Source organism: Ferruginibacter sp. SUN106 (assembly GCF_050611765.1).
Lineage (GTDB): Bacteria > Bacteroidota > Bacteroidia > Chitinophagales > Chitinophagaceae > Ferruginibacter.
In genome coordinates this window covers 55,819-75,744 of the sequence record NZ_JBODJC010000005.1, presented here as the reverse complement: position 1 = coordinate 75,744, position 19,926 = coordinate 55,819, and the positions used below count along the sequence as shown (strand labels likewise).

Below are 19,926 nucleotides of genomic sequence, written 5' to 3'. Positions count from 1 at the left end.
ACTTGTCTCATTCATTTTTTTTTGCAAGTGTGGGCGCAGGCCTTGTAAAAGAGCTGCTATTTATTAAAATCCTGTTGCTTATCAGTTGGATAAATTACTGCCGCAACTAACATTGGTTACAAATATTTTGTCTGCTGTTTTATTGTAAGAACCATTAACTACAGTTTTTTTTCTACAACCAGTTTTACCCTTAGGCAAAGGCTTATCAGTAAAAAAGATAATGGCTACAGTTAAAAACAGGTAATATCTCATTTTTGCAATGCCGGTTATTTAGTAAGCCTTGCCCAGTTTTCATTAAAAGTTACATTAGGGTCAAATGCAGGGTTATTGCTAAGCAGGTAACTGCCATCGCCTTTGCTCCAGGCATTTGTATAACCGCTGGTGAGTTCTATAGTATTGCCGTTATCATCTTTATAATTTTCCACACCACGCAGGTATTGGCCAAATTGCTGATTGTTATCGCCAGCAATATTGTTATTGCCTGTAGTATTATTTTTTGCTTCCCAGTTGCGGATGATATTATTACCAATTTCCTGTTGCGCCTGCTGGGTAATTTGTATTTGTTTCCACAACTGGTTTTGAGCATTAGAAGTAACTGCAGCATAAAAAGCCTGTACCCCACCAAACCATTGTGGGTTTAGCCTGGTGCTGCTAAAAAATGTACTCATAATTTTACGGGCCATTTCGTTATTACCAGCTTTGTATTTTAAAACAATACGCATGCCTGCATAGCATTGAATGTTACTGGCCATGCCGCCTTGTGTACCCGGCATAGTTACAATGGTTTGCATAATGGTGCAAAATGCCAGGCCTTCTTTACCATCTTCAAATTGTAATACGCCTTCGGCTGCACTGCCACGGTGGCTGTAAGCATTATTGCCCGCCTGCCTTGCCTGCATGGTCATTTGCTGTGCACCTGCATCCATTTGCTGCTGCAATTCTTGTATAACATTGGCAGATTTTACCTGTGCATTTACATAAGGTGCCAATCCATTTTTTATGTAACCGACGGCATCTGTTGGCTGGGCAATATAACAGGCGTGAGGATAAAACCCACGCTTCATGGCATCTAACTGCACCGCATCGGTACTCCAGTCAAATTGTGTAACCGGTAACAGCATCAGTTCATACGCTCCATCAGGCGATGTTGCATTAACAGATGCCTGTATCATTTCAGGAAAACACTTTTTTGTTGCATCCCATTTAACACTGCTGTTTACCTGCCAGCTTGCCGGCAAAACAAAAGAGCTAACTTCCAGGGGTTGATTAAAACCATACTTATCTTCTATTCTGAATCTTTTTAAAATCACATAGTCTTTTCCTTCAACCATATCCGTAGATTTTTTTGCAGTGGTATTGCTTTTATTTTTTTGCGATGATTGTGCATTGCAGGAAAATAAAACAGCAACTAAGCTTGCGGCTATAAATAATTTATACATGATAAGTACTTTTTAAATCAGTTTACAACATAAATTGCGTTTACCTGCGCTTTGGTCACAGTATGTATATCGGTTGAATTGCCAAAAGCCCAAACAGTGGCAACAAAGTTGCCTGCGCCAAACATGTCCCGGTAGCCGCCGCAATACACTTTACCTGCAAAAACAAAAATTGAAGTAACATGCTCAATAGCCGAAGCGTTATTGTTTAATGCATTTTTTACACCGTCTTTCCAGTACACGGCTTTACCTGCATCGTTTCCGCCAACGTACACACTGCCTTGATTTATTACTACAGCATTAATTTCTGCAATGCTGTTTGCAGCAAGTGTACTAAATGCACCGTTCTTCCAATAAGCCTGGTTAAAACCCACTGAGGTATAATTGGTGCCGGTTACGTATACATCTGCACCGCTAACTGTTATAGCACTTGTAGTAAAATTGCTTGTAGCTCCTGTTAAATTTACTGCTGTTCCATTCTTCCAATATTTTGCAACAGCGTTATTAAATGTTGCATCGGCATATTCATAGCCTGTTACATAAACATCTGTACCGGAAATAAACAAACCTGTGGCATACGCATTTTTTGTACCGTCAGTTAAACTTACTGCGGTTCCGTTTTTCCAGTATTTTGCAACGGATTTACCTGCAACGTTTAACTCACTGCCTGCCACAAAAACATCAGTACCTGCTACTGCCAATGCATTTGCTTTGGCTGATTTTGTTCCATCGGTTAAATTTACTGCAGTGCCGTTTTTCCAGTATTTTACCATGGCAGTGTTAGCACCGGTTGCTTCGTAGCCTGCTACATACACATCGTTTCCCGCCAGTGTAATACCTGTTGCAGCAGCATCTTTAGTACCATCACTAAGGTTTACAGCAGTACTGCCACGCCAATAAGCAGCTATGGTTTTTGATGTGGTACTGCTGTAGCGGTATCCTGCTGCATACACTGTACCAATAGTATCACTGGTATTTCCGCCTCCGCCATTGTCAGAACTATTAGTGCTGCTTTTTTTACAACTAAAAAAAATACAGGATAAAAGGGTGATACCGATAAATGCTTTTTTCATTTTAAGTAAGGTTAATGGTTGTTTGATGTTGAGAGAAACGGTTTTTTTATTACCGTAAAAATGTAACCAATTGTAACAGGTAGCTATACTCCATTTGGATAGATTTAGGGCTTGTAATTACGTTTATATTTGCTGCATTCCTGGTGCCGTCTAATAAATTATCTTTTTGCCGGGTTTATTTTATATTTAGAAATGATAAAATTGCAAAAATCAATGAGGTATATTATTGTATGGCTGCTTTTATTTTATTGTTATTCTTCACAACCTGTATTTGGGCAAACAACTGTAATTGACAGTTTAAAAAAGGCCTTTTACAATTCTGAAAGTGAAAAAGAAAAACTGGCTATAACTATTGAAGTATTGGATGAATATGAGTCGCTGCACACAGACACAATTGCTTACTACTACACAATTGCACAACAACTATTACAAAAAAATTTCTCCAAAGAAAATGCGTTACAAATTGCTATTACAAAAATCAGGTTACTGAGGCGACAAACAAAATTTGAAGAGGCCATGTTGTTATGCGATAGTAGCCTTACAGCCGCCTTATCAGTAAGCAATAACCAGGTAATTTACAGAAAACTGACAGCAGTAAAATCTGCTATTTTAACTTCTCAATTCAAGTATAAAGACGCATTGGATGTAAGTTTTGCGGCATTAAAGAAGGCAGAGACTGACCAGGACGATATTAGCCAGATTTATAGCAAAATAACAATAGGGTGGATTAATATGGAAATGGCAAAAAACAGGGAAGCGTTACATTGGTTTTTTGATGCGATTGCTCATTCTGATAAAATTGGATATGCTGGAAAAAAAGGAACAACTTATGCAAATATTGCAGCAGTATATGCAGAGCTAAAACAAACCGATTCTGCAGAGTTTTACATAAATAAAGCATTTGATGTGGCATTAAAGCAAAACAATTTAACTGTGCAGGCTAATTGCTACTATATTTTTTCGGATATAATGGTGGAAAAAGCAAATATTGCAGCGGCAGAAAAAGCAATGAATGAAGGATTAAAAATCAGGAAAAAAATAGGCGACCCATATTTCTACGTTTCTGATTTATACCAATTGGCTATTTTTTATGCTAATAATAATCAACCTCAAAAAGGAATAGCCGCCTCATTGGAAGGAATAGCATTTGCACAAAAAAGCAATTTATCAGGTAAATATTTAATTCTTTACGATGCTCTGGCGCAAAACTATAAAGTTGCCGGAAATGAAAATTTGTATGGTAAAACACTGGAGAAAATTATCGCACTGAAGGATTCTTTATATAAAAATAATTCTGCACAGTCTTTGGCAGAAATACAAACTAAATACGAAGTACAAAAAAAGGAAACCCTTATTGCAAAACAACAATTAGACCTGTGGCAACGTAAACTTCTTATTTACGGCGGTGGAATTTTAACAGCATTGTTGCTTGGCTTTTTGTTGTACCGGTTTAAAAAATACCAGCAGCAACAAAAAATAAAACTTGCTGTAATTATGGAAGAGAAGAAACGCCAACATGATACAGCAGTAAAAGATGCAGAAGAAAATGAACGCAAACGTATTGCGTCCGAACTGCACGACAACCTGGGGGTTCAGGCCAATGCTATTTTACACAACAGCAGTTTATTAAACACTGATGATGTGAGTAATAAAAATGTGGTGACTGATCTGCAGGAAACTGCAAAAGAAATGTTGCATAACCTTAGAGAAACATTATGGGCAATGAAAACAGCTGATGTGCCCGCAATAGATCTGTGGTTGCGTATTATAAATTTTATGAAACAAATGGGCAGGCATTACACCAATATTAATTTTAAGATAGCAGGCGTACCTCCCGAAAACTTAATAATAGCCTCCAGCCGTGCATTGCATGTAGTGCTGGTGTTACAGGAATCGGTAAACAATTCGGTAAAACATGCCGGGGCAACAACTATTACGGCATTAAGTATTAACCAACCTGGTGGATGGGAAATAATACTGACCGACGACGGACAGGGTTTTGAAATAGATGAAGCACAGCAAAAGCCGGATAGTTATGGTTTATTGAATATGCAACAAAGAGCAAGCGAAGGAAATTTTAAATACGATATTGAAACTGTTATTGGAAAAGGAACCACCACAACAATACTTATAAATAGCTGAGTTAACTATCCAAATGGACTATTGTTTAAAACCATATTGATAAACAAATTTGTAAAAAAGCTGCCATGATAAGAGTTGCTGTAGTGGATGATAAAATGAATAACCGGAAAGTTATTACGGATAAACTGGCCCGCAATAAATTTTTTACGCTGGTGTTCCAGGCGGTAAATGGTGATGATTTTTTACAGCAAATGCAAGTATTACCTGAAGGCGACCGGCCCCATATTGTATTGATGGATCTTGAAATGCCGCATGTGGATGGTGTTGCTGCAATTGGTACAGCATCTTCTTTGTACCCCGCTATAAAATTTGTAGTGCTTACTATTTTTGATGATGATGATAAAATATTCCGGGCTATAAGAGCAGGTGCCTGTGGTTATTTATTAAAAGAAGAAAGTGGCGAAGTAATTAATGATATGCTGATGAATCTCTGGGAAAGCGGTGCCGGACCCATATCTCCCAGCATAGCCTATAAAATTTTACAAATGGTGCAAAAGCCGGCTGCCGTTAGCGATGTTGTAAAAACTGAGGATAATATTTTTCAGCTTAGCGAAAGAGAAAAGGAAATTTTGCAATTACTCAGCCAGGGGTTAGAGTATAAAGAAATTGGCAATAAAATTTTCATCAGCCCCAATACAGTAAAAAAACACTGCATCAGCATTTATCAAAAACTGCATGTAAACAGCCGGTCGCAGGCATTGCGTATTGCTTATACAAAAGGCTTGATAGATAATTAATAAAAAACCGCCTTACATTTTTTGTAAGGCGGTTTTTTATTTTATACCTGCGGAATATTATCTCACTAATTTCAACTCTTTAATAATATTACTTGCACCACCCAGCTTATCAATACACCACAATACATAGCGCACATCAACACAAATGGTTCGGTTTAAATCCTTATCAAAAGCAATTTTATGACTTAATGCTTCGTAGTTGCCGTCAAAAGCAAGGCCTATTAAATTACCATTGCCATCAATAACAGGCGAACCGGAATTACCGCCTGTGATATCGTTGGTAGTAATAAATGTTACTACAAGATCATTTTTAGCTTTATCAATGTATTGCCCAAAATCCCTTGCCTTTAATAATTCAATTTGTTTGGTTGGCAGATCAAACTCATAATCTTTAGGCACATATTTTTCCAGGATGCCTTTTGCAGTACATACATAATCGTAAAACACCGCATCACGTGGACGATAACTTTTTACATTACCATAACTCACCCTCATACTAAAGTTAGCATCGGGATACATTTTTTTAACTGCTGTTGGATTCATTTCCATAACGCCTTTTAAATAAGCCCTTCCCAGCTCAGCATTTTTATTAGTAAATGCGGTGAATAGTGATGCATATTTACTGTTGTAGTTTTTTACAAATGCACTGGCAAAAGCAAAAGCAGGGTCGGCCTGTAATGCAGCAGCAGTAGGTGCTTTAGTAAATGCATCCCATTTGGTATCATCTAAAAACATGGTTTTTGCAAACACATCCCTGGCCCAGCTTTTAAAAGTGTTTTCTTCTTTAAGGCTGCCGAATGTTCCCTTCATACTTTCGTATAAACCAACAGGGTGCTGGTTTTTATCGATGTCGTTGTAAAACATCATCGCTACTGAGGCTAATATTTTTTCATCACTTGGCAGATCCTCGCCTTCTAAAAAAGCTTTACGGCTTGCAGTAGCAGCTTCAATAGATTTTTTAATATCAGCAGATGGTGTGCTTGGTTTTAATAGCTTATCCTCTAATGAAACGAATGAAGCTGCAAATGCTGCCAGCGGAGAACCTGTAATACCTTCATTTAAATACTGGCGCATTTTACTATAAGGTGTCCATGCGGCATAATTTTTTGCATAGTCGGCAAAAATATTTTCATACTCTGGTTTGCCTTTTGCCCAGGCAGTAAATTTGGCTTCGTATTCTTCCTTTTGTTGCTGGGTATGAAATTTTATCAGCTGTTTGGTTTCGCCATCATAAAATTTCCAGTAGTTAGCAATACCGGCATAACTGTTAGCTAATTTTAATTTTACTGCAGGGTCTTTGATCATTTGCTCATGCATGTATTTCAAACGCATATCACGCAAATTTACCAGCGATGGATTTTCAATTTCATTTTTCAATTTAATGCCATAGCTGGTTTCGTAACGGTTGGTACCACCGGGATAACCATAGATCATGGAATAATCACCATCTTTAAAACCTTTAATGCTTACAGGTAAAAATGCTTTTGGTTTCAGGGGCACGTTATCGGTACTGTAATCTGCAGGCTTGCCATCTTTTGTGGCGTACACTCTAAAAACGCTAAAATCACCGGTGTGGCGTGGCCATTCCCAGTTATCAGTATCGCCACCAAATTTACCCACACTTTCCGGCGGCGCACCCACCAGGCGGATATCACGGTAGGTTTTGTATACATACATGATGTACTGATTGCCTTTGAACATGCTGTACACCCTGCCGGTTAGTCCATTTTCTTTATCAGCTACTTTATCAGTTATAGCTTTATATACTTCTGGTATTTTTTTAATCCTGTCATCCCAGCTTAATCCTTTTACCGCATCTTCCACATCTTTGGTCACGTCCACAATCCTGTCCAAAAACTGTACGGTTAAAGTACTTTTAATTTCCTGGCTCATATTGTAAGCATAAAAGCCATCCTGCAGATAATTGTGCTCTACAGTACTTGCGCCTGCAATAGCGGAGTAGCCGCAATGGTGATTGGTGAATATCAGGCCCTGGTCACTTACAATTTCGCCGGTACAGCCACCGCCAAAGATTAAAATAGCATCTTTGATAGATGATTTGTTGATGGAATACAATTGTTCTTTACTAAGTTTAAGGCCTCTTTTTACCATATCAGCATATACCTGTTCGCCCAATAACATGGGCAGCCACATACCTTCATCGGCGCTGGCTTTAAATAATGTGATTGACAAGACAACCGCTAAAAAAATTTTCTTCATTTCGTTTTAGTTTTAAGGCGATAAAATTAGTTAATATTTATTGATACACCCACTTGACTTTGGTGATACCTGTTGCCGGAAAGGCGTGCTATCTTTCCAGCTTATTGTTTATATTTGTGTACTTAACCTTGCAAGCATAGATGGCCATATTTGACATTAAATTACCGGCTTCCATTGCCCGGGCACTTAATTTGCCTGTAAGCGATGCCCGCCGGCAGCAATTAAAAGTGCTGAAGAAATTATTGCGCAAAGCAAGGTTTACCGAGTTTGGCCAGCGGTACCGTTTTGATGATATTCTCCTCAGCCGGCATCCCGGAAAAAGGTTTCAGCAGTTAGTACCTACCTATAACTACAATAAAATTTACGAGGCCTGGTGGCATAAAGCCAAAGATGGTATACCCGATGTATGCTGGCCGGGAGTGATAAAATATTTTGCTTTAAGCAGCGGTACCAGTGATGCTACCAGTAAATACATACCTATTACCAAAGAATTAATACGTAGCAATGTAATTACCAGCTTTAAACAATTATTAAGCCTTACCAAATACCATGATGTGCCCAAAAGTGCCGTGGGAAAGGGCTGGCTGATGCTGGGGGGCAGTACGCAATTGCAAAAGGGGCCTACTTATTATGCCGGAGATCTGAGTGGTATTCAGCAAAAAAATATTCCTTTCTGGTTCCAGGGTCTTGGTTTGTACAAGCCGGGTAAAAAAATTGCCAAGCAAAAAGACTGGGGTAAGAAACTGGAAGAAATTGTAGAAAATGCTCCCAACTGGGATATTGGGTTTATTATAGGCGTGCCTGCATGGTTGCAGTTGTGTATGGAAAAAATTATTGAACGCTATAAGCTGAATAACATTCATGAGATATGGCCTAACCTGTCTTTTTATGTACATGGCGGCGTTGCTATGGAGCCCTATAGAAAAGGGTTTGAAAAACTGCTGGGCAAACCCATCACCTATATTGAAACCTACCTGGCGAGCGAAGGATTTTTAGCTTACCAAAACCGGCAGGATACCAAGGGTATGCACCTGGCACTCAACAACAATATCTTTTTTGAGTTTGTGCCTTTTGATGATAATAATTTTGACAGCGAAGGCAATATGGTGGATGATCCGGAAACCTTTATGATCCATGAAATAGAGGAAAATAAAGATTATGCTATTTTGATAAGTACCAACGCAGGTGCATGGCGTTATGCTATTGGCGATACGGTAAGATTGATCGATACAGCCAGAAGTGAGATCATTATTACCGGAAGAACAAAACACTTTTTAAGTTTGGTGGGCGAGCATTTAAGTGTGGACAATATGAACAAAGCCATTGAAATGGTGAGTGAAGAACTAAATATTTCTATTCCGGAGTTTACTGTGGCCGGTGTGCCGCACGGTAACTTTTTTGCACATCATTGGTTTGTAGCAACCGATGATAATGTAAATGCGCTGTCATTAGCAGCTTTGATTGATACCAAATTAAAGGAACTGAATGATGATTATGAAGTGGAGCGTAAACATGCATTAAAAGAAGTAATTGTAGATGTGATGCCGGAAAAACGCTTTATGGATTTTATGAAAGCTAAAGGAAAAGAAGGTGGCCAACATAAATTTCCTCGTGTACTAAAAGGAAAAATGCTGGAAGACTGGCAAAAGTTTTTAAACGGCGAACTTGTTGCAGTACAGGGGAATCTCAAATAACAATACTATCGCTCCATTCGATAAAGCTTCAAAATCTATCTCGTCTGTATCCCATATTGCAAGCCCATCTTTAGCATGCAATAACCGGTCTTGTATTTCAAAAGCCCCCTCAATTACAAAGCAATAGATACCATTGTTTTTATTTTGTAAAGAATAAATACCTTTTTGTCTGCCATCGTATTTTCCTATAAAAGTATAAGCTTGTTGGTTTAGATCCGACGCAGTAATTACAGTATGCAGTTGATTTTTTTGTGACAGATCAAAATTGAACAGCTGCATTTTTGGAATGAAAACAGTTTCGCTTTTGTATAACCATACCTGTAAAAAATTTACCAGCTCTTCGTTTTCATAAGGATTGATTATTTGATAACTACTTTGTTTGACTGCAGCAAATAATTGCACCTGCCCGGGATTAATGTACGTTTCATTGCCTGTATGATCTTTAAAAAATATCGTACCTGTTAAAGGAACAATAAGCACTTCGGTATTTTCTTCCACCAGCATATTGATGCTTTTGCCCGCAGCTAAAGTATCTTCATTAAAAACCTGCAGGCTGCCGAATGGTTCCCGGTTTTCAGTTTTATAGTTTCCAAAATTAAAAGTCACCAGGCTACGCATCCATTCATTTTCAAGATGGCCCCTGTTATCATTTAAATGAATAATTGCTTTTGCATTGCCGGCCATTTTATGCAACTGGTTTGATGAATGAATAAATACTTAACTGATCAACCTGTGTAATTAATTCGGTTTCCACTTCTTTACCTTCCTGTAACTGGTGCAGCTTATTGCCAACAGCAATTAAATACCGGTTATTAAAAACATCTATTAATGTAAGTGGCTCCGAGATAAAAATAATTTCAACTTTATGCAATCTGCTGTCCACCATATCCGACTGAATAATATTGAACTTGAAATTTTTAAAGGGTATTATATTTTTACCATGTGCATTTGTAAGACCAGGAATTACATCCTGTAACTGCCTGATATAACCAATAGCAGCCGTACTTACCGCATCGTGTAATTTTTCTGCTTTGGGGTTTTCATTTACAATAGTGGTGAATAATGTTGCCTTACTTTGCTGATTAAAATTAGCCGCCTGCATCCTGTATTCCATCCAGGTAGCATCAAATACCAGTTTTTCCCATAGTGATGCAGCGGGGTCTTTAATAATTTTTTGCAGGGCGAATTTTATAATGCCTTTACTCATGTGTACATTTTAAAAGATGGAAAGCCTTAAGCATACGCTTAAAGCCCCCATCGTGGTTTACCTAAAACAAACGCAAAAAATTTTATGCAGCTACATTTATCGTTTGTGTTAATACATAACCTGCTGTTAAGCTCCCTGTAACTGCCGCAATTTGTACACCTGCAGTATCATCACTAAATACATTATCTGCAGCGTTATAAGTATATCCGCTCATGCCTTTTGTATAGCCGTAAGTGGTGCCACCGCTTCCGTTTACTGTGGCTACTGCACTGCTGCTACCCTCGGGAAAAGCAATTTGTGTAATTAACAGAGAAGTGCCCGAAGCATTGTACACATGTACATGAATGTGTGTGGCACGTCCGCTATACCAGCCCGGAAAAATTGAAGTGAACGAAACCTGTCCGCTGCTGTCGGTTGTTTGCCGGCCTCTTAAAAAATGTACCGCAGTATAGTTAGTGGTTTGCATGCTGGTACCGCCATACTCCGAGTAGTTGCCATCTTTATCGCAATGCCATATATCAACAATGGCACCGGCTAATGCAGCACAACTGTTGTTGGTATTTTTTATAATGATATTAATTGTAAATGCCACGCCTGTCCTGTCTAACCTGATATCGCTTTTTACCAATGAAGAAGGCGTGATAGTGGGAAATGGCCCGGCTGTTTCGGATGGTGCAACACTGCAGTTAGTACTTCCACCACCACTCCCACCAGATCCGCTGGTATCGGTAGTGGTATCGGTTTTTTTGCAGGCATTCATTAAAGGTGCTACGGCTACTAAACCTAAAGCTGCAAAACTGTTTTTTAAAAAATGTTTACGTTCCATAATTGTCTGTTTTTGGGTGAAGAAAATATGATTGGTTTTTCTTTGAGCCAATTGAATTAAAGCGGCGATGTTATATAACACATAGATACTCCAAATAGTAATTTGGTTGGGCTGGGGAAAATAATGTGCCGATGAATGAAGGAGGTGTGCCGATTAAATGAACAAAAGATCAGTTTCTTAACTTTTCTTTATAGGCTTTTATAAAGCTGCTGTAGCTGTTACTTACGGGCAATTGAGTGCCATTAATTAATTCAATATTTTTTTGTTGCAGCGATTTTATTTTATCAACCGCTACAATATAACTGCGGTGTACCTGCTGAAATTTTTCTGCAGGTAATAGTTCCAATACTTTTTTAAGTGTTTGCAAAGTCATCACAGGTTTTTCATTTTGCAAATGAATTTTTACATAATCCTGCATGCTTTCTATATAAAGTACATTGCTGAAAACAATTTTCACCAATTTGTATTCAGCGTATACAAGAAAAGAATCATTGTCCTCTGCTTTTGAAATTCCTTTGGCTATTACAATGGCTTTTTCAACAGCTTTATCAAAACGTTCGGATTGTATAGGTTTTAATAAATAATCCACCGCTTCCATATCAAAAGCCTGTAAAGCAAATTTTTTATGTGCGGTGGTAAAAATAATCAGTGGTTTTTTACTGAGGCCTGCAATTAATTCAATGCCGCTTTTATCTGGCATATCAATATCAACAAAAAGCAGGTCTGTTGTATGTTGCTGTAAATATTTTTCGGCCTCAATTACATTATCAAATACCTGTTGCAATAACAATTGATCATTTTTATAGGCATACTTTTTTATCACTTCCAGTGCCAGTGGCTCATCATCTATTGCTATGCAGGAAAGCTTCATGTGTTATTTTTATTTATTTTAGTCACATGGAACCTGACTGCCGTCAGGCAGGTTCGCTAATAAACACATCAGTTTAGCATTAACTTTTTTCAGGCTCATTTCATGTATTAATAATTAAATGTACTTCAAAAACTTTTCCATCCTCTTCAATTTTTAAAAAATGTTTACCGGGATATACATTCTGCAGCCGCATGGTAACATTGGCAATACCGGTTCCCTGGCGGCTAGTGTTTTTGGTATGGTTAAAGATATTATTCCTGCAATAAAAAAGTATTTCTCTTTGCTTAACTGCAATTTTAATTTCAATAGTACTGCTTTCATTATTGCTGATACCGTGTTTAAATATATTTTCAACAAAAGGTAATAATATCAAAGGAGCAATTAACAGTTTATCATTTACTTTTTCATAAGAGAATACTATCGTTGTTTTACTGTTCAGCCGGAGTTTTTGTAATTCTATAAAATCATTGATGCATTGTATTTCATTTTCTAAAAGCACAAAATCGCTTTGTGTTTCATCGGTAACATAGCGCATGATTTTGGACAGGCGCATGATACTTTCCGGTGTTTTATCACTACCTGCAAGCGAAAGTGAATACAAATTGTTAAGTGTATTGAATAAAAAATGTGGATTGATCTGCGCTTTTAAAAAAGAGAGTTCTGCATTGGCTTTGTCTTTTTGTGCAGTAACAAATTGCTGTTGTGTTTTTTGCCATTGCTTTACTACAGGGATGAGTATGCTTAATGCAACAACAACAGCATATAAAAAAATACTTACAAAATCCATGCGCCTGTAGTTTGGCGGGCCTGCACCATCATTGTTAAATTTGCCTGCTGGCTGGTTAGGCGGTGGTGATAGGCTGATGATATGATCGAAGGGTTGAATAAAATAAACAGTTAACAAAAGCACCAGCAATGTTGTGATATAAAGCAGGTAATGTTTTTTTAAATACAGATGAGGGAAAAGCCAATAGGCATTCAGGTAAAAAATACCAATGTAAATAAGAGAGAATAGCCAGAACCAGCTATTACCCGCAATTGCAATTATACTCTTGTTTTCGGGGCCATTGCTTAAAAACAAAACAGGCAGGCATAAAAAAATAAGTATACCTATTACATGAAAAAAAATAAACTGTTTTTTGCCTGTAGCCATTTGCCAAATTAATAACTATAAAATTACAATTATATTACTGTGTCGCCGAAATGCATAAATGAACAGATAAATGACGGTTGGTGCTGATAATTAACAGGGGTTTCTTATTTTTATTTAATGATTGATGCATTTGTAAGAGGGCTGGCCATAAGTTTACTGCTGATATTTTCAGTAGGGCCGGTAATATTTACAATTATCAAGCAAAGTGTTAATCATGGCAGGCGTGGCGGATTTAGTTTTATAGCGGGTGTGTGGCTTAGTGATATCATCTGGGTAGTACTCAGCAACAGCTTTAGCGAAGCAGTAAAATCCTTACTGGATTTTAAAGTACCCATTGGTATTGCCGGTAGTTTGTTTTTAATTGGCATGGGTATTTTCTTTGCCTTTATAAAAAAAGTAACCCCCAAAGAAGTTCCCGTTGAAATAGCCGGCGATGTAATAACACCTGCAGGAAAAAAGAAAACCAACTATTTTGCCATTTTTACTTCAGGGTTTTTGATCAATACGCTAAACCCGGCAGTAATTGCATTTTGGGTGGCAACGGCGGTTTCTCTCTCTGCCGACTTTAATTTTCATCAGCGCATTATAATATTTGTTACCTGCCTTGCAGTAAATATGCTGGCCGATATGGGTAAGGTTTTAGGTGCAGGCAGCCTGGGGAAAAAATTAAGTGACAGGAATATATTACTCATCAACCGCATATCCGGCTTTTTATACCTTATTTTTGGTTTGGTTATTTTATCAGGTATTGTTTATACATTGATAAAACATTAACAATTAATTTGCCCGCTCATTAGTGTTGTTTTTTATTTTGTACAATGAAGTTAATTTTACCATTCCTGCTTTTGTTGTCTGTTTCCTGCTCTGCACAGTCGGCCGATTTTATTATTGTAAAAAAGAGAAATAAAACGCTACAAACTATTTACGCAGGTAATGATATTGCCTTTACCACCACCAGCGGCGCCTACATCAAAGCCTACATCAATGGTATAAAAAACGATACGCTATTTCTACAGGAATTCGTGATCAACTATTTACCTACTACGTTTGGTACCTATATTCTTGATACCGCCGGAAGTTTCCGCTATAAATTTCATTACAACCAGGTAAAAGCATTGGGCTATTTTAAAAAGAAAGGATTTGATAGTAAAGGAAGTGGTGCAAGTTTATTTGGCGGCGGCGTACTATTAACACTGGCCAGTGGTGTGGTATATATAGCAGACAGAAAAAAATTCAGTGCGCCTTTATTGATCGCTTCTGCTACATTGGGTACGCTGGGTTATTTCTGGGCCAAAAGCGGTGGCAGCGGATTAGTGATTGGTAAAAAATACAAACTGGTATATATGGATATGAGCAATACAAAGCGGTAAAGTTTTATATTGCAGTATAATAAACGTGTTGGATTACAATAACACCATACGTTACTTTTTAAACCCAATAAAAAATCTCCTGTTTTGAAAACCATTTGGCCATTGATAAAAAAATTATTCCTGGTTATTTTTGTAATTCATGTGGGTTGGTTTTTATATTTTGTCTTTACCAACTTTTCTGATGCTATTGCGGTAAAAGAATTTAAATGGCAATTGCTGATAGCCATGGGCATTGCCTGTTTACTTGTAATTGTATACTTTATCTGGCTGAAAAAAAATAACCCCATTAAAAAAGCAGTTTCTCTTACCTGGAGAATATTTTTTACTGCTTACATTCTATACTTTTTTTATTTCTTGCTGGGCTTTGTTTTTAATCCACCCATTACATTAACACAGCTGGGCAGTGTATTGCAGGGTAATGGTTTGTCGAGGGATTATATCAGTTACGATGCTATGGGCAGCAATATTAAACTGGCTGTAATTGCAAGTGAAGACCAGCGCTTTCCCGATCATGACGGCTTTGATCTGAAGGCAATAAAGCTGGCAATGAAATACAATAAAAGGCATCCCGGAAAAATAAGAGGCGGTAGTACCATCAGCCAGCAAACGGCAAAGAATATTTTTCTTTTCCAGGGTGGTGGCTTTATTCGCAAAGGGCCCGAAGTATTTTTTACATTCACTATTGAAACAGCCTGGAGTAAAAGAAAGATACTGGAACGTTACCTGAACATTGCAGAAATGGGCCGTGGTATTTTTGGTGTGCAGGCTGCGGCAAAAAAATATTTTAATAAAGATGCTAAAGATTTAACCCGTGGCGAAGCCGCACAAATTGCAGCCTGCTTGCCAAATCCTAAAAAATATACTGTAAAGCCATTGAGTAATTATGTAGCTAACCGCTATGATGATATTATGCGGCAGATGAATAATTTAGAGGGGGATCCGGATATAGAAGAGATCATTAAATAATGGCATCAACGGCGGTGATCGCTTTCTGTAATCTTTCCTCATAATTACCACTGATATCCACCCAGGGTACATTTTGGTTCACCATAATATCTTTATAATGATGGTATAATTTTTCTCTTATTACAAGATCAGGATATTCTCTCAATTCATCTTTTACCCAGGGCGCATCAATATTACAAAGCAGGTACAGGTCGTATTTTCTTTCAACGATCCTGTTTAATATCCAGTGATGGCATTTTTCAAAAACAAATTCGCACCATACTTTCATTACATACATATCAGTATCAAGGAAGATGGGAAATTTTTGATTGCTGATTTCAGATGTATGAGCGAATTGCCAACTATCAACAACCAACTCTTCGTTAGCGATCTGGCCCCTGGCAACATCGAGTAAATTTTCAAAAGTATAATCGGTGCCGTTTTTTAAAAGATATTCCCTTGCATACTCCTGTACCCATGCCGATTGATAATGCTTTGCAAGCAATTCACATAAAGTGCTTTTGCCTGTAGATTCAGGCCCGATGACAACAATTTTTTTCATTCTGCTCTGCTCATTACTTTATATACACTATATACTTTTTTTGCTTTTCCCCTTCTCCCTCCACATAGGTTTTGCCTTGATCACTTTTTTATGCACGGGACAATCCTCATCGTGTGCACCGGGCAGGTAACCTGCACTCATTAAAAATTCATTTACAATTTCGCCACCGGTAAATTTAAAAGTTTGTTTAAATACCTTCATCCATTCTTCTTTTGTTTTGGGATGATGGTGATTCAGCCAGTCTTTAAACGAACCAAATTGTTTTTGCAAAACAAGAATGGTCTTTGCATTTTCTACAGCCGCATTCACTTTTAATTTATTGCGGATGATACCGGCATCATTCAATAAACGTTCGATATCTTTTTCTTTATAAGCCGCTACTTTTTTAATATTAAAATTGTGGTAGGCTTTTCTGAAATTGTCCTGTTTGTTTAAGATGGTTTCCCAGCTAAGCCCCGCCTGGTTTATTTCCAGTATCAGCCTGCAGAATAATTCATCATCAGTTTCAATAGGAAAACCATAATGATTATCATGATAAACCTTGTGCACTGTTTTTTCGCCGGGTTTAAGGGCATTACTAAATGTACAATAACTCATGCTTTATTTATTTTTTCTTTTTTCATCCATTCTAATAATCCCATTACTGCCATTACCAGTAATACTATATAATAAACACTGGTAAAAACATAATGCTTTACAAAATACAAAGGTATCGATGCAATATTGGTAGCGATCCACCAGTACCAGCTTTCTACTTTCTTTTTTGTCATCAGCCACATACCTGTGTAAGCAGTAGCGCTTGCAAAGGCATCAGCCCAGGGAATGGCACCTTTTATATAGCCCTTGCTGCTCATCCAGCCAATTGCAAAATACAGTACCACATAAAATGATGCAAAAAATATGAGATGATACCCCCATTCTTTACCTGATGCTTTGGTTATCCTTACGATGTTTTCATGCTCACTGTTTTTCTTGCTCCACATGATCCAGCCATAAATACTCATTACAGTATAATAAAAATTTACGCTGGCTTCGCCCAGTAAACCTCCCTTTAAACTCAGGTAAATATAAAAAATGGTATTAAGCAGGCCGGTTGGATAAACAAGAATATTTTCCTTACGGCTATACCAAACACTGATGATACCAGCGAAAACAGCTATATATTCCAGCCAGCCCGTTTCCTTCATGCCTGCAATAAACTCCTGGTAGATCTGTTGAAAGTCCAAAGTAATTTTTTCTAAATGTAATTAATATTTATTGCTGTAGTGCCGCATTGGCCTCAGGTATTGTATTCCTTTGGCTGTTTTAAACCTGGTGCCTACCTGTTGCCATTGCCCTTTGCCATCAAAGCGCCATACAATAAAATGTAAATGCGGAAATAATGTATACCCCGTTTTACCACTTAAGCCAATGGGTTGATCTTGCTTTACAGTATCACCTACATTTACCAAAGCGCCATTAAATTGCAAATGCCAGTAACCAGCTCTTGATCCATCAGCATGTTGTATTACTATCACGTTGCCATAAGGCCGGTACTTTTTATTCCAGCCACCTTTATTGCCATCTTCTTTTACCCGAACCACAATACCTTCTCTTGCTGCACAAATAGTAGTGCCTCTTTTCATTTTAAAATCCAGTGCTGCCCTTTCTTTATGTGAGTACCTGCTGAAATAACCCTGTACCAGTAAATGTTTGGTGTCTTTTACATAAGGCAGGTGATATACAAAGCTGGTATCATCTTTAATAATCCCTTTTTGCAATTGCCTTATTTGTTGGCGCTGCGGATTATTGCTGACTGCACAACCACTGACTAAAATAACTGCAGCAAACAAAATGATATGTACCCGGTTATTACTATTCATTAATGAGGATAAAGATAAAACGAACTATTATATAACTGCACGGGTTAAATTACCGTATATCAATAAAAAATACTGTTTTTATGTTTAAAAAGATAAGCTTTATCCTGATCCCGGTATTTTATATTGCTGCAGGCATTAATCATTTTCGCAGCCCGGATAGTTATTATAAAATAATCCCAGGCTATTTGCCTTACCCGGTTTTCATCAATTTATTTTCTGGTGTGGCAGAAATTATTTTAGGGCTATTATTTTTATTACCCAAAACAAGAACGATTGCAGCCTATGGTATTATTGTATTGCTGGTGGCATTTATACCTGCACATATTGTAATGATACAAAATGGTTTTTGTTTGAGTAATGGTTATTGTTTACCGCAATGGGCAACATGGGCAAGATTATTTCCTTTACAATTTTTGCTGATGTTGTGGGCCTGGAAATGCAGGAAATAATTTTTTGTTTTTGGTTAATGAATTGCTTTATAATATTTACCGGGGCGTAGATAGATGATTCCTTTTTTGGTTAAAAATCTTGTGGCTATATTTTTTCCATCTTTATCATACACCTGAAAGTGTAAGTGAGGAAAAGCAGTGTAACCGGTATTGCCACTGTAACCTATATGTTGACCCTGCTTTACTGTATCACCAACATTCACCAGTACGCCATCTTTTTTTAAATGCCAGTACATGGCTTCGCTGCCATCTTCCTGTTTTATAATGATGTGATTACCTTGTGATAAATATTCATCTTTTAAACCACCCACATCGCTGTCTTCTTTTGTGGCTGTCACTACACCAGCTCTTGCTGCACAAATTTTGCTGCCTTTCTTCATTTTAAAATCCAAACTCAATTCATTCTTATGACTCATCTTGCTGTTGTAGGCCTGTATCAATAAAAATTTACTGCCTTTGCTAAAAGGTAAATGATAAACCGGGCTGTTATCGGGTTTTACTCTTCCCGCTTTCAGGTCATAGATTTCTTTGTCGGGTAGTTGAGCGGTTGCTGAAAGGGAAAATGCAAGTAATAAAATAAGGAGTCCATATTTCATGGAAAGAATGTTTATTGTAAGATACTGCAATCTTCACTTCGGTGAAAGCTCAATAAAGAAATGTAGTTGAAGTATGCTTCAAAAAAAGAAGTCAGGTTTTTTAAAACCTGACTTCTTTAAAAAAATATTTTATGGTAGTTATTCCGCTTCCGCCACCACTTCTTTCACTTCCGGAATCATTCTTTTCATCATGCCTTCAATACCGGCTTTTAAAGTAATGGTGCTTGAAGGACAACCGCTGCAACTGCCTTGCATGGCTAAGTTAACCGTACCGTTCTCGTAACTTTTAAATTGTATTGCACCACCGTCCATTTCAACCGCTGGTTTTACATAATTTTCCAATAACTCTTTAATGCGTTTTACCACATCATCATCATCTGCATTCACTTCATTGCTGTTAGGCGTTTTCATGCTCGCCACTTCTTCTTCATTCACCACAGGTTTACCTTCTTCCAGGTAATCTTTTAAAAATTGTTTGATGGTAGGAATCACATCCTGCCAGTCTTCCATATCAGGAGTTTTTGTAAGCGTAACAAAATTGCTGGCTATAAAAACGGCTTTAATAAATGGGAAGGTGAACAGCTCCTGCGCCAATGGCGAGGGGCCTGCGCTGGCTTCATCTGCAAAATCGATGCTCTTGCCCGGATATAATAATTTGTTGGCCACAAATTTCATGGTCTCGGGGTTGGGCGTCATTTCGGTATAGATGCTTACAATGGTGTTTCCTGTCTTTATCATAAAATGATATTTTATTTTCTATGCAAATTTAGCCAAAAATGGGCG

At 37.7% G+C, this 19,926-nt stretch carries 21 protein-coding genes; 7 read left to right on the top strand and 14 right to left on the bottom strand.

Going from position 1 to position 19,926, the window contains the following annotated elements; all coding sequences use genetic code 11:
• Nucleotides 1–266: 266 nt before the first annotated feature.
• Nucleotides 267–1,439 (bottom strand): hypothetical protein, encoded by a 1,173-nt coding sequence (locus ACQ334_RS19775; RefSeq protein WP_430989996.1) that lies wholly within the window; start codon nucleotides 1,437–1,439, stop codon nucleotides 267–269.
• A 17-nt stretch (nucleotides 1,440–1,456) separates the two neighbouring features.
• A complete protein-coding gene (locus ACQ334_RS19770; protein ID WP_430989995.1) occupies nucleotides 1,457–2,509 on the bottom strand; it encodes a hypothetical protein in 1,053 nt (350 codons plus the stop codon).
• A 213-nt stretch (nucleotides 2,510–2,722) separates the two neighbouring features.
• Here ACQ334_RS19770 and ACQ334_RS19765 point away from each other — a divergent pair, with 213 nt between their 5' ends.
• The gene (locus ACQ334_RS19765) at nucleotides 2,723–4,651 is read left to right on the top strand and encodes a sensor histidine kinase (RefSeq protein ID WP_430989994.1); all 1,929 of its coding nucleotides are present in this window, start codon (nucleotides 2,723–2,725) and stop codon (nucleotides 4,649–4,651) included.
• 65 nt (nucleotides 4,652–4,716) lie between these two features.
• Nucleotides 4,717–5,388 (top strand): LuxR C-terminal-related transcriptional regulator, encoded by a 672-nt coding sequence (locus tag ACQ334_RS19760; protein WP_430989993.1) that lies wholly within the window; start codon nucleotides 4,717–4,719, stop codon nucleotides 5,386–5,388.
• Between the two features lie 57 nt (nucleotides 5,389–5,445).
• On the opposite strand, the gene ACQ334_RS19755 is transcribed toward ACQ334_RS19760, so the two are convergent.
• Complete coding sequence (locus ACQ334_RS19755; RefSeq protein WP_430989992.1) at nucleotides 5,446–7,608, bottom strand: S46 family peptidase; 2,163 nt, start codon at nucleotides 7,606–7,608, stop codon at nucleotides 5,446–5,448.
• Nucleotides 7,609–7,748: 140 nt separating this feature from the next.
• Here ACQ334_RS19755 and ACQ334_RS19750 point away from each other — a divergent pair, with 140 nt between their 5' ends.
• Entirely contained in the window at nucleotides 7,749–9,302 is a 1,554-nt protein-coding gene (locus ACQ334_RS19750) for a GH3 family domain-containing protein (protein ID WP_430989991.1), read from the top strand.
• Here ACQ334_RS19750 and ACQ334_RS19745 read toward each other — a convergent pair.
• From ACQ334_RS19745 to ACQ334_RS19725, 5 genes are all read right to left on the bottom strand, one after another.
• Entirely contained in the window at nucleotides 9,261–9,986 is a 726-nt protein-coding gene (locus ACQ334_RS19745; RefSeq protein ID WP_430989990.1) for a pirin family protein, read from the bottom strand. The two genes, ACQ334_RS19750 and ACQ334_RS19745, sit on opposite strands and share 42 nt — an antisense overlap.
• A gap of 1 nt (nucleotide 9,987) precedes the next feature.
• Nucleotides 9,988–10,509, bottom strand: coding sequence for a hypothetical protein (locus ACQ334_RS19740; RefSeq protein WP_430989989.1), 522 nt, complete (start codon nucleotides 10,507–10,509; stop codon nucleotides 9,988–9,990).
• Nucleotides 10,510–10,591: 82 nt separating this feature from the next.
• On the bottom strand, nucleotides 10,592–11,335 hold the full coding sequence (locus tag ACQ334_RS19735) for an intradiol ring-cleavage dioxygenase (protein ID WP_430989988.1): 744 nt from the start codon (nucleotides 11,333–11,335) through the stop codon (nucleotides 10,592–10,594).
• 169 nt (nucleotides 11,336–11,504) lie between these two features.
• Nucleotides 11,505–12,206: a LytR/AlgR family response regulator transcription factor gene (locus ACQ334_RS19730; RefSeq protein ID WP_430989987.1), complete on the bottom strand. Its 702-nt coding sequence runs from the start codon at nucleotides 12,204–12,206 to the stop codon at nucleotides 11,505–11,507.
• A gap of 100 nt (nucleotides 12,207–12,306) precedes the next feature.
• Nucleotides 12,307–13,359 (bottom strand): sensor histidine kinase, encoded by a 1,053-nt coding sequence (locus tag ACQ334_RS19725; protein WP_430989986.1) that lies wholly within the window; start codon nucleotides 13,357–13,359, stop codon nucleotides 12,307–12,309.
• A 117-nt stretch (nucleotides 13,360–13,476) separates the two neighbouring features.
• Here ACQ334_RS19725 and ACQ334_RS19720 point away from each other — a divergent pair, with 117 nt between their 5' ends.
• From ACQ334_RS19720 to mtgA, 3 genes are all read left to right on the top strand, one after another.
• Complete coding sequence (locus tag ACQ334_RS19720; RefSeq protein WP_430989985.1) at nucleotides 13,477–14,133, top strand: LysE family translocator; 657 nt, start codon at nucleotides 13,477–13,479, stop codon at nucleotides 14,131–14,133.
• A gap of 44 nt (nucleotides 14,134–14,177) precedes the next feature.
• Entirely contained in the window at nucleotides 14,178–14,729 is a 552-nt protein-coding gene (locus ACQ334_RS19715; RefSeq protein WP_430989984.1) for a hypothetical protein, read from the top strand.
• An 84-nt stretch (nucleotides 14,730–14,813) separates the two neighbouring features.
• Entirely contained in the window at nucleotides 14,814–15,695 is an 882-nt protein-coding gene (gene mtgA, locus ACQ334_RS19710) for a monofunctional biosynthetic peptidoglycan transglycosylase (protein ID WP_430989983.1), read from the top strand.
• On the opposite strand, the gene ACQ334_RS19705 is transcribed toward mtgA, so the two are convergent.
• Genes ACQ334_RS19705 through ACQ334_RS19690 form a run of 4 tightly spaced genes read right to left on the bottom strand, consistent with a single transcriptional unit; the run spans nucleotide 15,688 to nucleotide 18,098 of the window.
• On the bottom strand, nucleotides 15,688–16,236 hold the full coding sequence (locus tag ACQ334_RS19705) for an AAA family ATPase (protein ID WP_430989982.1): 549 nt from the start codon (nucleotides 16,234–16,236) through the stop codon (nucleotides 15,688–15,690). The two genes, mtgA and ACQ334_RS19705, sit on opposite strands and share 8 nt — an antisense overlap.
• Before the next feature lie 27 nt (nucleotides 16,237–16,263).
• Entirely contained in the window at nucleotides 16,264–16,833 is a 570-nt protein-coding gene (locus ACQ334_RS19700; protein ID WP_430989981.1) for a DNA-3-methyladenine glycosylase I, read from the bottom strand.
• Entirely contained in the window at nucleotides 16,830–17,462 is a 633-nt protein-coding gene (gene pnuC / locus ACQ334_RS19695) for a nicotinamide riboside transporter PnuC (protein WP_430989980.1), read from the bottom strand. Before pnuC ends, ACQ334_RS19700 begins: the two co-directional genes overlap by 4 nt.
• Nucleotides 17,463–17,483: 21 nt before the next feature.
• The gene (locus tag ACQ334_RS19690) at nucleotides 17,484–18,098 is read right to left on the bottom strand and encodes a M23 family metallopeptidase (RefSeq protein ID WP_430989979.1); all 615 of its coding nucleotides are present in this window, start codon (nucleotides 18,096–18,098) and stop codon (nucleotides 17,484–17,486) included.
• 80 nt (nucleotides 18,099–18,178) lie between these two features.
• Here ACQ334_RS19690 and ACQ334_RS19685 point away from each other — a divergent pair, with 80 nt between their 5' ends.
• On the top strand, nucleotides 18,179–18,547 hold the full coding sequence (locus ACQ334_RS19685; RefSeq protein WP_430989978.1) for a DoxX family protein: 369 nt from the start codon (nucleotides 18,179–18,181) through the stop codon (nucleotides 18,545–18,547).
• Nucleotides 18,548–18,561: 14 nt separating this feature from the next.
• Here the strand turns inward: ACQ334_RS19685 and ACQ334_RS19680 are convergent, their stop codons facing one another.
• Both ACQ334_RS19680 and ACQ334_RS19675 read right to left on the bottom strand, forming a co-directional pair.
• Nucleotides 18,562–19,143 carry a M23 family metallopeptidase gene (locus ACQ334_RS19680; protein ID WP_430989977.1) on the bottom strand — a complete coding sequence of 194 codons (582 nt, stop codon included), beginning with the start codon at nucleotides 19,141–19,143 and terminating at the stop codon, nucleotides 18,562–18,564.
• Between the two features lie 138 nt (nucleotides 19,144–19,281).
• Entirely contained in the window at nucleotides 19,282–19,881 is a 600-nt protein-coding gene (locus ACQ334_RS19675; RefSeq protein ID WP_430989976.1) for a NifU family protein, read from the bottom strand.
• Nucleotides 19,882–19,926: the final 45 nt, after the last annotated feature.

Bases quoted from the DNA above. Each gene is read 5' to 3' on its own strand.
- ACQ334_RS19775 (WP_430989996.1), bottom strand. From the start codon at position 1,439: ATGTATAAATTATTTATAGCCGCAAGCTTAGTTGCTGTTTTATTTTCC.
- ACQ334_RS19720 (WP_430989985.1), top strand. From the start codon at position 13,477: ATGATTGATGCATTTGTAAGAGGGCTGGCCATAAGTTTACTGCTGATA.
- ACQ334_RS19760 (WP_430989993.1), top strand. From the start codon at position 4,717: ATGATAAGAGTTGCTGTAGTGGATGATAAAATGAATAACCGGAAAGTT.
- ACQ334_RS19725 (WP_430989986.1), bottom strand. From the start codon at position 13,359: ATGGCTACAGGCAAAAAACAGTTTATTTTTTTTCATGTAATAGGTATA.
- ACQ334_RS19750 (WP_430989991.1), top strand. From the start codon at position 7,749: ATGGCCATATTTGACATTAAATTACCGGCTTCCATTGCCCGGGCACTT.
- ACQ334_RS19675 (WP_430989976.1), bottom strand. From the start codon at position 19,881: ATGATAAAGACAGGAAACACCATTGTAAGCATCTATACCGAAATGACG.
- ACQ334_RS19740 (WP_430989989.1), bottom strand. From the start codon at position 10,509: ATGAGTAAAGGCATTATAAAATTCGCCCTGCAAAAAATTATTAAAGAC.
- ACQ334_RS19680 (WP_430989977.1), bottom strand. From the start codon at position 19,143: ATGAAATATGGACTCCTTATTTTATTACTTGCATTTTCCCTTTCAGCA.
- ACQ334_RS19700 (WP_430989981.1), bottom strand. From the start codon at position 16,833: ATGAGTTATTGTACATTTAGTAATGCCCTTAAACCCGGCGAAAAAACA.
- ACQ334_RS19745 (WP_430989990.1), bottom strand. From the start codon at position 9,986: ATGGCCGGCAATGCAAAAGCAATTATTCATTTAAATGATAACAGGGGC.
- ACQ334_RS19705 (WP_430989982.1), bottom strand. From the start codon at position 16,236: ATGAAAAAAATTGTTGTCATCGGGCCTGAATCTACAGGCAAAAGCACT.
- ACQ334_RS19715 (WP_430989984.1), top strand. From the start codon at position 14,178: ATGAAGTTAATTTTACCATTCCTGCTTTTGTTGTCTGTTTCCTGCTCT.
- ACQ334_RS19690 (WP_430989979.1), bottom strand. From the start codon at position 18,098: ATGAATAGTAATAACCGGGTACATATCATTTTGTTTGCTGCAGTTATT.
- ACQ334_RS19770 (WP_430989995.1), bottom strand. From the start codon at position 2,509: ATGAAAAAAGCATTTATCGGTATCACCCTTTTATCCTGTATTTTTTTT.
- ACQ334_RS19755 (WP_430989992.1), bottom strand. From the start codon at position 7,608: ATGAAGAAAATTTTTTTAGCGGTTGTCTTGTCAATCACATTATTTAAA.
- ACQ334_RS19735 (WP_430989988.1), bottom strand. From the start codon at position 11,335: ATGGAACGTAAACATTTTTTAAAAAACAGTTTTGCAGCTTTAGGTTTA.
- ACQ334_RS19730 (WP_430989987.1), bottom strand. From the start codon at position 12,206: ATGAAGCTTTCCTGCATAGCAATAGATGATGAGCCACTGGCACTGGAA.
- ACQ334_RS19765 (WP_430989994.1), top strand. From the start codon at position 2,723: ATGAGGTATATTATTGTATGGCTGCTTTTATTTTATTGTTATTCTTCA.
- ACQ334_RS19685 (WP_430989978.1), top strand. From the start codon at position 18,179: ATGTTTAAAAAGATAAGCTTTATCCTGATCCCGGTATTTTATATTGCT.